Origin of the sequence: Marinomonas sp. 5E14-1 (assembly GCF_039939215.1) — a bacterium.
Taxonomy (GTDB): Bacteria; Pseudomonadota; Gammaproteobacteria; order Pseudomonadales; family Marinomonadaceae; genus Marinomonas.
In genome coordinates this window covers 158,320-171,560 of the sequence record NZ_JBDXMW010000006.1, presented here as the reverse complement: position 1 = coordinate 171,560, position 13,241 = coordinate 158,320, and the positions used below count along the sequence as shown (strand labels likewise).

Genomic DNA, 13,241 nt, shown 5'->3' with positions numbered 1-13,241 from the left:
AAAAAACTTCAAACCAACAACTTTCAAACCGATTTAAAATGCTTAACAACAATAAATATTAAGAATCGAAGGCCATAGAAAATAAGCCAAAATAATTACAAGTATTTTCCAAGATCAAGTTAAATATTTCCGCTGAAGTAGTTAAACTTAGCCTACCTTAATTAAAAGCCTTGTGGTGTGATTCCATTAACCGCAAGAGCCTAGATAAACAAGAACACCAAACGCAGAGTCTCAAAACACATCCGGCTCTAAGGCAGAATATGAAAATCATTATTATAGGCGCGGGGCAGGTTGGTGCCACGCTTGCAGAAAACCTAGCAAGTGAAGATAACGACATTACAGTTGTTGATAAAGATTTAGATCGCCTTAGAGAGCTACAAGACAGGCTAGACATTCAAACAGTGCAAGGCAACGGATCACACCCAGATGTGCTTGATCAAGCAGGCTGTAATGATGCAGACATGCTCATTGCCGTTAGTAACCAAGATGAAACCAATATGGTGGCATGTCAGGTTGCTCATACTTTATTTAAAACACCAACAAAGATTGGCCGTATCCGCTCCAGCGCTTATTCAAAATGTCCTGAGCTATTCTGCGACCAAGCAATGCCAATGGACGTTCGCATCAGTCCAGAAAAAGAAGTAACCAAGCATTTAAGCAGATTGATTCGTTACCCTGGCGCATTGCAAGTAATGGAGTTTGCAGAAGGTAAAGTTCAGCTCGTGGTTGTAAAAGCGGAAAAAGGTGGTCCTCTGATTGACCAGCAAATCAGCTTTCTCAAAGAACACATGCCATCAATTCAGACCCGAATCGCCGCAATCTATAGAGACGGAAAATCTATTTCTCCTGACGGCAATACTTACATTCGCGCTAATGATGAGGTTTTCTTTCTTACGGCTCAGCGTGATGTTCTCGATGTTATGAGTGAATTACGTCCGCTTGATATTCCTTATCGTCGAATCATTATCGCGGGCGGTGGTAACATCGGTGAGCGTTTGGCTCAGAGCTTAGAAAAAGAATATCGCGTTAAGATCATTGAACGAGATGCCGAGCGTTGTCGCTATCTATCAGAGACATTAGATAACACGATCGTGCTGAATGGAGACGCTTCTAAGCAAGAACTTTTGCTTGAGGAGAACATTGAATCAACGGATGTGTTCTGTGCTCTAACCAACAATGACGAAGCCAATATCATGTCTTCTATGCTGGCAAAAGTACTCGGTGTTCGTACTGTTATGACCATTATCAATAACCCAGCGTATGTGGATATTGTTCAAGAAGGCATGATAGATATCGCCATTTCACCTCAGCAAACGACGATCAGCTCTCTTTTAAGTTACATTCGCCGTGGTGACGTTGTAAACGTTCACTCTATGCGCAAAGGCGCTGCGGAAGCGTTAGAAGCCGTTGCTCATGGCGATTATCGTTCTTCTAAAGTAGTAGGGCGAAGCATTGCTAATCTTAACCTGCCTGAAGGTGCAACCATTGGTGCTATCGTTCGAGAAGACGACCTTATCACTGCCACCAGCGAGTTGGTTATTCAAGCAGAAGATCACGTTATTCTTTTCGTCACCAATAAAAAGCAAATCCCTGCTGTGGAGCAACTTTTCCAAGTAGGGTTAACTTTCTTTTAATAGTGGTATTTAAGTACATTCTTTTTCTGCCAGAAAAAGAATAGGAAGCCAAAGTTTGTTGGAATCTTAACGGGCGCCTAATCAATGTTATTAGGCTCTAGGAAACAAATATGCATTTTAGTGTCATCACCCGTGTCATTGGTTTATTGGTTATGGTTTTCAGTATCTCACTGATTCCTCCCATTATTGTTTCTCTGATTTATAACGATGGCGCGCTAGATGCTTTTTTGTATGCGCTGGCAGTCAACTTATTAGGTGGCTTTTTACTTTGGTTTCCTGTTCGAAAGGCGAGAGGGGAATTAAAGATTCGAGATGGCTTTTTGGTCACCGTTCTTTTCTGGACAGTACTTGGTCTTTTCGGCTCAGTGCCGTTTTTCCTATCTGAAAACCCAGACCTTTCTTTTACTGACTCCTTGTTTGAATCCATGTCTGGCTTCACAACAACGGGGGCGACCATTTTGACAGGGATTGATGATTTACCGAAATCCATCCTATTTTATCGCCAATGGATTACTTGGTTAGGTGGTATGGGTATCATCGTTTTAGCTGTGGCTATCATGCCGATGTTAGGCATCGGGGGTATGCAGCTTTATCGAGCAGAAACACCTGGCCCAGTAAAAGATACTAAACTCACGCCACGCATTGCCGAAACCGCAAAAGCGCTTTGGTACATTTATGCAACCCTCACTAGCGTATGTGCTTTAGGTTATTGGATTGCTGGAATGAGCTTGTTTGATGCCATTTGCCACAGTTTTTCAACTGTGGCTATTGGTGGTTTCTCAACTCACGATGCCAGTATCGGTTATTTTGATAGCGTCGCTATTGAGCTTATTTGTACATTCTTCATGATTGTTTCCGCATTTAACTTTGCACTGCATTTTTTCGCTTGGAGACATAAAAGCGTTTGGCATTATTTCAAAGACCCTGAAGCACGATTCTTCTTATTCCTTCTATCAAGCACAGTCTTGCTGTCTACTTTAGTATTGGCAATGACAGCCACTTTTGATTGGGGAACCTCTTTACGCTATGCGGTATTTGAAAGTGTTTCCATTGCAACAACCTCTGGATTCAGCACATCCGACTTCTCAAGCTGGCCACACTTTTTACCTTTCTTATTAATTGTTACCTCCTTTGTTGGCGGCTGTGCCAGCTCAACTGGTGGCGGTATGAAGGTTATTCGTATTCTGTTGATTCTTAAGCAGGGCATGCGTGAAATTCAACGTTTGATTCACCCTAACGCCGTTATTCCAGTTAAGGTTGGAGGTAAGGCAATTCAAGAACGAGTCGTTTCTGCCGTATGGGGCTTTTTCTCTGCTTACTTGCTGGTCTATATCAGTTTGATGATAGGTTTGATGGCAACAGGATTAGACCAAGTAACAGCTTGGTCTGCGGTGGCAGCCACGCTAAATAACCTTGGGCCTGGTTTGGGTGACGTTGCAGCAAGCTTTGAAAGCATTGGCGACCCTGCAAAATGGATGTTGTGTTTCTCTATGCTGTTAGGCCGTCTGGAAGTATTCACTTTGTTGGTATTATTTACGCCAATGTTTTGGCAAAAATAAACAAGACAAAGGTAATCTCTAAGAAGTGGACAAGAGCACATGACACCAGCAATAAACCAACTGAAAAAGCAAAAAGTACCATTCAGTATTCATGAATATGAGCACGATGCTAACTGCTCAAATTTTGGAGAAGAGGCCGCTCAGAAACTTGGCCTAGACCCAGTATCTGTGTTTAAAACTTTATTAGTTACTGATGACAAGCAATTCTTTGTCTCTATTGTTCCCGTTACTGGAACCTTGAATTTGAAACGTGCCGCCAGTGCATTCAAGGTAAAAAAGTTACGTATGGCCGATGTGAAAGAAGCAGAACGCTTAACGGGGTATTTGGTTGGTGGGATCAGCCCAATAGGACAAAAGAAAAGCCTCATTACTTGCATAGACCAAAGTGCGCAAAACATTTCAAAAGTCTATGTGAGCGGAGGGCAACGAGGATTAGATATTGGCTTATCTCCTCAAGACCTCAGTAAAACTTGCCGTAATGCAATATTCGCTGACATTGGCCAAGTTTAATCTTTTAACAAGCTGCTCTCTATTTCATTCATATTTATATCAAGGCAATTTCTTATGGCACAAACTAAGCCCATTATTCTGCTAGACCGTGATGGCGTGATTAATCAAGATTCAGATCAATATGTAAAATCCGTTGAAGAGTGGATACCTCTTCCAGGCAGCATTAAATCCATCGCGGCGTTATCGAAAGCAGGCTTTCAAATCTTTGTTGTCACAAACCAGTCGGGGATTGCTCGTGGTTATTATGACGAAGCAACATTACACGCTATGCACGATAAGATGATCAGTTTAGTGGAAAAAGAGGGCGGCAAAATCTCTGGAATAGAATATTGCCCTCATGGCCCAGATGACAATTGCACTTGTCGCAAACCAAAAAGCGGCATGATAGAAGCGATCGAAATGCAGCTTGGTTTATCTTTTCAAGAATACCCAGCGATTATGGTTGGAGACTCTCTAAGGGATCTTCAGGCAGGCGAAGCTCGTGGTTGTGCGCCTGTGTTGGTATTAACCGGAAAAGGCCGTGAAACTCAATATAAGAAAATAGATTTCCCATTCACTATTTATACAGACTTAGCCGCCTTCAGTATCGCAACCTTGTTTAAGTATTCATAATTAAAGAAGAACAAAATAAAGTTAGTAAGTACACACATTCTATGTGTTTTTTACTAATCAATGACTAACCCAGTGTCTTTTCCAAATTTATTAATAAAAAAGTCTTACTCACAATAAAAACACATTGCTCATTATTTTGGTTAAAAAGTGATCTTAGTAGTCAAATATCAGAATCGATCATGCTACAATCAAATGATAATCATTGTTAAATGAAAAGTTACCTTTTATGCCTAACTCCACTACATTAATTCGCATTGAAAAAGTGCTCGAATACATTCATGAGCATCTTGATGAACCTATTAATGTCATCAATTTAGCTGAAAAAAGCTGCTGGTCTCGTTGGCAGTTTCAGCGAGTTTTTGGAAGTGCGACAGGGCTTACGGTTGCTCAGTATGTTAGAGAGTTGCGTTTGAGCAACGCGGCTGAGCTGCTACTTAATACACAAAGTAAGCATATTGATATTGCAATTCTGTGTGGCTTCGAATCTGAAATTAGCTTCAGCCGAGCATTCAAACAAATGTTCCAATGTTCACCTCGTGAATATCGTCAACGTGGCAAAAGAGTCGGGCTGCGAACGCCGCTTAAATACTGCACCCCTAAACGAAGCTGGGTAGCACCAACTCCTTTCACCCAAATTCGCATTGAAACTCGTCCTGCATTCACACTTATGGGGCACTGTGATTGGATATTCGGGCCGTTCTCAAATACTCCAAACTTCATAGAGCAAGTGCCAACCGTTTGGAAAGGATTCGCAGAAAAGCATCCCTCTCATATCGACCAACTGATTCAAAAGCCAATGGGTGTAATCGATACAAGAGAAAGAGCCGACCGTCCAGACGAGCTTTTATATTGGGCGGGGTACCCAACCGATGACGCTCTACAAGACAACACGCTTCTCATCCCTGAACAGGAATACGCCGTGATTCCAGTTCACGGTGAAGTCAGTGCTTTAGAGTCCGCAGTAGAGTGGTTCTTCTTTCACTGGTTGCCTGAATCCGATTACTGCAATGTCCCAGGCTTTGAACTGGAAGTCTATTCACCGAACTATAAACCAGACTGCAAAAACAGTTATATGGAATATTGGCTGCCGATCGAACCTCGTATTACGTCAAAGTCACGTAAACATTAAGTGACTTATGCACCAAAAAGTTAAGTTTTACTCCATACACAGTAATAAAATGACAATCATTCTCACCAATGTTTCTCATTATTGGAGCAAAAATGAAACCTTCTTTACCATTTAGACCCACTTTGCTGGCTGTGGCAATTGCCACATCTACTTCCTTGGCTTACTCAGAAGAAACAAATACAGATACTGAAAGCCTTGATACACTAGATACACTTGAAGTAAAAGGCCAAATGTATCGCAACACAGCAACAAAAACTCAGCTTGACCCAGAAGAAACACCTCAAGTGATTTCGATTGTCTCTAGTGAAGAACTAGAAGAACGCAGTGTAGAAAGCCTTAATCAGGCACTTCGCTATACTGCAGCAATTAATACTGAACTACGCGGTGGTGCTATAACTAGGTTGGATCAATTTAATACTCGCGGCTTTGATAACGACTTAGTTTATTACGATGGTCTCCCATTACTCTACAACCAACAGTTCTTGCAAGCTCAAGTCGATGCCACTGCTGTAGAGCAAATAGAAGTATTTAAAGGCCCAGCTTCTACTTTATATGGGAGTATGCCACCTGGTGGGATGGTTAACTTAATCAGTAAAGCCCCTCAAAAAGAAAGCAAAAGCTCGGTTGAAATCGGCTTAGGCAGTGATAGTAAAAAAGAAGTTTCTTTCGATTCTACTGGAGCCCTATCTGACAATATCAATTATCGCGTTCTAGGTTTGGTTAGAAACAAAGACGGCCAAGCAAATACGTCGACGGAAGAGCGGATTATGATTGCTCCTTCACTGGATATAACTCTTAGTGAAAACACTCTTTTGAACATTAATATGTACTACCAAAATGACCCAAGTATGGGGGTATACGCTCCATTGCCTGGTGTTGGTACAGTCTATGTTAATGATACCTATGGCCAACTTGATTCTGACACTTTTTTAGGTGATGAGAACTTTGAAACATCCGAACGTGAAGTGCTGTTCTTTGGTTATAAACTAAGCCACCAGCTTAATGACTCTTGGAACTTCCTTCAGAATGCTCGCTTTACAACAGCTGACATTTACCAAGAAACTGCTTTTGTCTATGGCGTTGGTGACGATGGAACGGGCTACCGTTATGCTTATGCAACAGACGAAGAATCTACTGCTTTGGTTATTGACAACCAACTTTCAGGATTCGTTGATATAGGAGATGCAGAACACAATATTCTTGTAGGTATTGACTACTCAAATATAGATTCCAATTACAGCGACTTCGACTCAGCATGGGACACCACTACTGGTTCCTACCTGAATGTGCCGACTATCAATATATACAATCCAGACAATAATCAAATTGATGCCAATGCATTAAAAGCTAGCCTAATCCAAGGTAGCGACCATGATTACGAAACAACAACATTAGGATTTTATCTACAAGATCAAATTCGTTTAGATCAATGGGTTCTCATCGCAGGTGGACGTTACGATCAATACGATTACAAAGAAAGCGGTACGCTCTACTACAATGCCGCAACAGAAAACAGCAGCCAGAATAACTTTAGTGGACGTTTAGCGGCTCTTTATGAATTAGATAATGGCTTATCCCCATTTGTTAGCTACTCCCAAAGCTTTGAGCCTCAAGCGGGTAAAGACACTTCTGGCAACTCGTATGTCCCAACAACATCCGAGCAATGGGAAACCGGTGTTAAATACCTAGGAAGCGGTTTAGCCGCCAGTATTGCAGCCTATGAAATAACAAAGAAAGACGTTTTAACGGCGGACCCAAATGATTTATACAATGAACTTCAAGTGGGTGAGATTCGCTCTCGAGGCATAGAACTAGACGCTTCTATTGCATTATCTCAAGAGGTGCAAATATCAATTGCTGCAAGTATCCAAGATGTAGAAGTTACCAAGGATGTAACTGGTATAGAGGGTAATACACCGATCCAGATACCAGAACAGCAGTTTAGTACTTGGTTATCTTATCTACCAAATCAAGGAGCATTAGTCGGTTCGTCGTTTGGAGCAGGTATTCGTTATATAGGAGAAATGCAAATGGATGCGGCGAATACAGACACTGTACCGTCTTATACATTAGTGGACCTTTCTATTGGATACGATTTAGCTCAACTGTCTCCAAAATGGGAAGGCGCTAGTGTTCAATTTGCTGTCTCAAATGCTTTTGATGAAACCTATTTCAGCTGTTACAGCACAGATGTTTGTTGGTACGGTGCTGATCGCTCTTTTGAGCTGAAAGGTCGTTATGAGTTCTAAATGATTAAAAGCCATAATATGAAAGGGCATTTATTAAATGACCTTTTCATTGAGAGTAAAGGCTACATAACTGCTTTAGAAGGGCGGCGACTGGAAGAGTTCGATGGAACTGATAACGTATTATCCGCTTCATCTACTCAGCCTTTCCTGAAGCATTTATCTCTCGTATTACAAGAGGTGCACCCGGAAGCGGGTGCGCCTTATTGGCGTGTACGATCTTGGGGGCTATCCTGTTGGCAGCCGATCTATTTGGCACTAATTTGTGTTTATCATTTGAAGAAAACACCTCAGACTTTAGATCAATTGCACCAAGATCAGCAACACAATTACATTGCAGGATACGCGTTACCAGAAGGTAAGTGGTTTCATGCTGAACATCACGAACTTGTTGCTTATACCGCCAGAAAATTAGCCGTTCTTTTTGAAGCTTATGAAGCAGCTCACTTGGCTCTATACGGAGGCAGAAAAACGCTCTATAGAGCGTTATTGGCTGATCAAATTATGGACACAGTATTATTGGCTGACCCTTTCGCTTCTATAGAGACAATAAGTCATGAATACACGCTTTGGGCCAAGCATTTAGATTTACCCATAGCACCACTAAACAGACTACAGAAAAAAGCCGAAAAGGTAAGTTTCATACGACGAACCTGTTGTTTGCATTTTCGCCGTAATGATGGAGAAATTTGTTCTAATTGCCCTCGGCAACATAAACAATCACAACATAAACAATGTCAGGATAAAAATTCTCAGGAAACCCTATGTTTGAATTAACCAAAATTTTGATAGAAAGAAACCAAAGACGAATTTTGGACATTCCCCAATTAGCGCTTCCCAGCGACAAAGTTACTGTTATTTTAGGTCATAACGGCTCTGGCAAAACCACCTTGATGCAATGCCTAGCGCGCCAAATGACAGCCGATAGCGGTCAGGTTCATTTTAATAACCAACCTTTGACCCATTTTTCACAGAGAACCTTGGCTCAGCAGATCGCTTTTTTACCTCAGCATTTACCCAGTTCGTCTGGCCTCACAGTAGAAGAGCTTGTTCAATTAGGGCGCTTCCCTTGGCGCGGAACATGGGGGAAACAACAAAACGAAGACAAAGAGATTGTGCGTCATGCCATTCAACAAGTTGGAATAGAAACTTACAGCAAGCAATTGATAGAAGACTTATCTGGCGGAGAGCGCCAACGAGCTTGGATTGCCATGTTGCTTGCTCAGCAGTCGCCCGTGTTGTTATTAGACGAACCCACTTCTGCGTTAGACGTGGCGCATCAATATGAATTGATGAATTTGTTACAAACCCTAAACCGTGAAACCGGCCAAGGAATGGTACTCATTCTTCACGACGTCAATCTTGCAGCCCGCTATGCCGATCACATATTGGCCATTAAACAAGGCAAAGTACTTTTCCAAGGTGCGCCAGATGCACTGATGGAAGCCAAACAATTGGAAGCCTTATATGGCGTACCAATGTCTCTGATTCCACATCCACAACATGATTCTAAGGTGGCCATTGTATGTTAGTACTTACTTCAGCTTTACCTCATATAAAGAAAGCAGTTCTTTGCATTCTCTGCTGTGTCAGCACTGCGTTGTATGCTGACATCCGTATTGAAGACAGCCTTGGCGAAAAGACCTTTACCGAAACACCCAGCCGAGTAGCAAGTTTAAGTTGGGAACTGACTGAAAATGTCATTGAACTCGGTGTCGAACCTATTGCTATAACGGATATGAAAGGCTATCAAGAATGGGTAGTAAAACCCGCTTTGCCCAGTTCTAGTCAAGATGTAGGAGATCGAGCAGAACCTAATTTGGAAAAACTAGCGCAACTTAAACCAGATGTGATTCTAATCGGTGCCGCATTGGAAGGTATGAAATCAAGATTAGAAAAGATCGCGCCAGTTGTCTTTTTTAATACTTATCAAAAAGGCCACAATAACGCAGAAGCAGCTGATCAAGTTTTCCTGACCATTGCGACTTTATTAGATAAACAAAATATAGCCATTCAAAAACTGGAAAATCGCACAAAAGTACTGAGTCAACTTAAAGCAAAACTGCAAGCAAAATACCCAGAAGGTCTGCCAAAAGTAGCGAGTATGCGATTTGCCAATACCACATCGGCTTATGTCTATGGCAAAAATGCCATGCCGGAATATGCGCTTAATGCTCTCGGTATCGACAATGCTTTGTCACTTAAAAATACACAATGGGGCGTGACGCAAAAGAAAATTAAATTCTTACGTTCTGTTGATGACAATGTGCTTTTGTATTTCCAACCTTTCTATGAAGAAGACAAACTCAAAATGTCACCATTATGGAAGGCCATGCCGTTTGTACAGCAAGGCAAAGTAGCCTCAATTGCATCCACTTGGACATATGGTGGCGCTATGTCGCTCCAATACTTAGCTGAAGCCATGACAGACGCATTGCTGTCACTCCCCAACTAAAACAGTACTGGTAAATATGAGCACCATGAGTAATAGATCAAAATACGGAGCGGTTATTGCTCTGTGTTTGTTTGCTTTTAGTTTTTTGCAAATTGATTCAAATCTTAGCCTGATGACGCAGTGGCAAATACTTCAGGGCCATGTAGAACAAGACTTCGACCAAATTGATTGGGCTTTTTCACGCTTGCCAAGATTAGCAATGGCATTGTTAGTAGGAAGCAGTATTGGCTTGATTGGCAGCGTCATTCAACAACTCACACGTAATCCACTGCTGTCTCCTTCCACTCTTGGTACATCTGGTGGCGCTTGGTTAGGTTTGATTGTTTTGTCTATTGCTTGGCCAGAAGGCCAAACTCATTATCAAGCAATGGCCGCTATGACAGGTTCCATACTGGCGCTTTCTTTGGTGCTCTTAATTAGCGGTATTCACCAATTAACAGGCTTATCTATTGTTCTATCTGGTATGGCTGTTAATTTGTTATTTGGCGCCATTACCATTGCGCTCATTTTATTAAATCAAGAGTACGCCCAAAACCTCTTTATCTGGGGAGCAGGGGATCTTAGCCAAAATGGCTGGGATAAGTTTCATTGGTTGTGGCCACACTGTTTGATTGGTATTTTTATTTTACTTTACGCAGGAAAGCCGTTGACGTTATTGCGTCTAGGACAAAGTGGTGCCAAAGGCCGAGGCTTGAATGTAACGGCTCTTTTCTTGGTGCTAATGTTATGTGGTCTTTGGATGTTATCCGCCGCGATTACGATGGTGGGAATTATTGGCTTCTTAGGTTTGGTATCGCCAAACTTAGCTCGTTTAATTGGCGCTCGAACGGCTACTTCTGAGTTATATTGGTCAAGCCTAATTGGTGCCTTAATACTTGTTATGGCCGATAATCTTGCCTTACTAATCAGCACATTTAGTTTCGATATCGTACCAACGGGACTCGCTACCGCATTACTCGGCGCGCCTATGCTGATCTGGCTCATACAGCGTCAGAAAAACCAAGAAGCGAATACCAGCTTTCAGACAATGCGCGGACAATCGCAACTGAGTAGAAAAGGCTTATTTTTTGTCTTTGCCTTACTTATTACGATTATTCTATTGGGTGTTTTTTCTCACTTTAAGATCAACCAATTTGTCTTTCAGCTGCCCAGTGAATTTAGCTGGGAACTCAAGTGGCCGCGTTTACTGTCCGCTTTATCCGCTGGCGCTGCCATGGCCGTATCTGGCGTGATTATGCAAAGGTTGATACACAACCCATTGGCAAGCCCTGATTTGCTTGGCCTCTCCGCTGGCGCCGTATTAGCCATGGTAGGGTTTAGTACTTACTTTGGTATTCGTATGGGGCAACTGGGCCCGCTGATTGCCTTTATTGGCAGTATGGCCGCTTTGATTATTTTGCTTCTCTTAAGTCGTCGTTTCCGTTTCGCGGCCGCACCTATGATACTTACTGGCGTGGCATTATCTGCCTTAATAGAAACACTGGTTCAGTTTAGCTTGATGAAGGGTACAGATGAGGTTTACGACATTTTACGTTGGCTTGCTGGATCAACTTACCGCGTTACACCAGATCAAGCCATTCTATTAGGTATTGTGAGTAGTGTGCTGATTCTATTGAGTCTTAGTTTCCATAAACTGCTGACTCTCATGTCTATGGGAAAAGTCACCGCCGCCGCTCGTGGCGTTGCAGTGCAACCAAGCTTCATATTATTACTCATGCTGGCCGCTGCTTTGTGTGCGTCTGTCACCGCCTTACTTGGCCCCATCGTCTTTATCAGCATTGTCGCGCCTCATTTAGCTAGCCTTTTGGGCGCTCGAACAGTCCTATCACAACTGTCTGTTTCTGCTTTACTTGGCGCAATCCTACTGCAATTTTCAGATTGGCTAGGACAAACTATTATTCACCCAAATCAGCTCGCAGCTGGCACCATGGTAGCGATTATTGGTGGTGCGTACTTTATTCTAATTTTACTCAAAAATCGCAGAAACGTTAGCCATTAGCTTTATGAGCATGATAAAAGTTAGCGGCTTTGGCGCGGTTGCCACATCTCTCCATACTGCACCAGCGGCGTTTTTTGGAACGGGATGTGTCCAAAAACATGAGGATGCACCTTTCGTTCGAGCAGGCTTTGATTTGTTCACTTTTCGATGAGGTCAGCAGCTCTGCTGCCTCATGGGAAATTTTACCAAGTAGTTGATTAAGCGTTAATTTCTTACATAACGGCTGTAGTGTCATGCCGTCATTAACAACTAATAGCTGCTGCTGATTAGGCGCATGACAAAGGTAAGAGTTCACAACTTTTACTGCTTCTTGAGAAAATGTCTGTTGATTAACTTTGTTTCCCATCAAGGTTTTTATTGCCCCCCTCAGCTCCCAGACTGCCTCAATTTCTGAGTCGCACTGACAAGCGTCTAATTCAATCCCAGTTTGAGCTGCCCATTGATGAATATCACCAAAGCACGTCAATCGCTCCACGATCTCTTCGTGAGACGCAAATTGTGTATTGATAAAATCCATAGCAAGGCTATTGCCGAGATAGATAAAGGAAGGTTTGTGATTATTCATACTAACCATTATAAATAATCTTTACAGGTTATAAAAGGATTTATAATATAACCATTAAATGCAGTTTATAACGGTTATGTTTTTAATGGTTATATTTTGAAAACTCCAATTATTGAAAGATAGGAAGTATCTCTATGGCACATACTCAAGGCATCCATCATCTTGGTCTTACTGTTTCTGATGTAAAAGCGGCAAGTACTTTTTTTATCGAAGCGCTCGGTTTTAATAAGGTCGATGAAAGACCTGCTTATCCTGCTATTTTTGTGAGTGATGGGACTATTATGCTGACACTTTGGCAGGCAGAAGATCCGGCAACAGCTACGCCATTTGATCGTAAAGCGAATCTTGGTTTACATCACTTTGCTTTACGTGTTGCAGAAACAACCGAATTAGCTAAATTACATGAACAATTTGTAGCTCGTGATGACGTGACCATTGAATTTGAACCTGAGCCACTTGGTAATACTGGAATACAACACATGATGTGCCGTATTCCTGGAAACATTCGTCTTGAATTGATCAAGTTATAAAG

At 42.1% G+C, this 13,241-nt stretch carries 12 protein-coding genes; 11 read left to right on the top strand and 1 reads right to left on the bottom strand.

Annotated elements, in window-relative coordinates:
• Window positions 1-260: 260 nt before the first annotated feature.
• The 10 genes from trkA (at window position 261) to fhuB (ending at window position 12,144) form a co-directional block, all read left to right on the top strand.
• The gene (gene trkA / locus ABFY09_RS07520; protein WP_347983686.1) at window positions 261-1,634 is read left to right on the top strand and encodes a Trk system potassium transporter TrkA; all 1,374 of its coding nucleotides are present in this window, start codon (window positions 261-263) and stop codon (window positions 1,632-1,634) included.
• 110 nt (window positions 1,635-1,744) lie between these two features.
• Complete coding sequence (locus ABFY09_RS07515) at window positions 1,745-3,193, top strand: TrkH family potassium uptake protein (protein ID WP_347983685.1); 1,449 nt, start codon at window positions 1,745-1,747, stop codon at window positions 3,191-3,193.
• Between the two features lie 39 nt (window positions 3,194-3,232).
• A complete protein-coding gene (gene ybaK, locus ABFY09_RS07510) occupies window positions 3,233-3,703 on the top strand; it encodes a Cys-tRNA(Pro) deacylase (protein WP_347983684.1) in 471 nt (156 codons plus the stop codon).
• Window positions 3,704-3,757: 54 nt separating this feature from the next.
• A complete protein-coding gene (gmhB, locus tag ABFY09_RS07505) occupies window positions 3,758-4,315 on the top strand; it encodes a D-glycero-beta-D-manno-heptose 1,7-bisphosphate 7-phosphatase (RefSeq protein ID WP_347983683.1) in 558 nt (185 codons plus the stop codon).
• A gap of 226 nt (window positions 4,316-4,541) precedes the next feature.
• Window positions 4,542-5,444 carry an AraC family transcriptional regulator gene (locus tag ABFY09_RS07500; protein ID WP_347983682.1) on the top strand — a complete coding sequence of 301 codons (903 nt, stop codon included), beginning with the start codon at window positions 4,542-4,544 and terminating at the stop codon, window positions 5,442-5,444.
• Between the two features lie 92 nt (window positions 5,445-5,536).
• Window positions 5,537-7,693 (top strand): TonB-dependent siderophore receptor, encoded by a 2,157-nt coding sequence (locus ABFY09_RS07495; RefSeq protein ID WP_347983681.1) that lies wholly within the window; start codon window positions 5,537-5,539, stop codon window positions 7,691-7,693.
• Entirely contained in the window at window positions 7,694-8,467 is a 774-nt protein-coding gene (locus ABFY09_RS07490; protein WP_347983680.1) for a siderophore ferric iron reductase, read from the top strand.
• Window positions 8,455-9,222 (top strand): ABC transporter ATP-binding protein, encoded by a 768-nt coding sequence (locus ABFY09_RS07485; RefSeq protein WP_347983679.1) that lies wholly within the window; start codon window positions 8,455-8,457, stop codon window positions 9,220-9,222. The genes ABFY09_RS07490 and ABFY09_RS07485 overlap by 13 nt, the downstream gene beginning before the upstream one ends.
• On the top strand, window positions 9,216-10,145 hold the full coding sequence (locus ABFY09_RS07480; RefSeq protein WP_347983678.1) for an iron-siderophore ABC transporter substrate-binding protein: 930 nt from the start codon (window positions 9,216-9,218) through the stop codon (window positions 10,143-10,145). The genes ABFY09_RS07485 and ABFY09_RS07480 overlap by 7 nt, the downstream gene beginning before the upstream one ends.
• Window positions 10,146-10,170: 25 nt before the next feature.
• Window positions 10,171-12,144, top strand: a complete 1,974-nt coding sequence (fhuB, locus tag ABFY09_RS07475) for a Fe(3+)-hydroxamate ABC transporter permease FhuB (RefSeq protein WP_347983677.1) — start codon at window positions 10,171-10,173, stop codon at window positions 12,142-12,144.
• On the opposite strand, the gene ABFY09_RS07470 is transcribed toward fhuB, so the two are convergent.
• Window positions 12,134-12,709, bottom strand: coding sequence for a CGNR zinc finger domain-containing protein (locus tag ABFY09_RS07470; protein WP_347983676.1), 576 nt, complete (start codon window positions 12,707-12,709; stop codon window positions 12,134-12,136). The genes fhuB and ABFY09_RS07470 overlap by 11 nt on opposite strands.
• A gap of 134 nt (window positions 12,710-12,843) precedes the next feature.
• Between ABFY09_RS07470 and ABFY09_RS07465 the strand changes: the two genes are divergently transcribed.
• Entirely contained in the window at window positions 12,844-13,239 is a 396-nt protein-coding gene (locus ABFY09_RS07465) for a VOC family protein (protein WP_347983675.1), read from the top strand.
• Window positions 13,240-13,241: the final 2 nt, after the last annotated feature.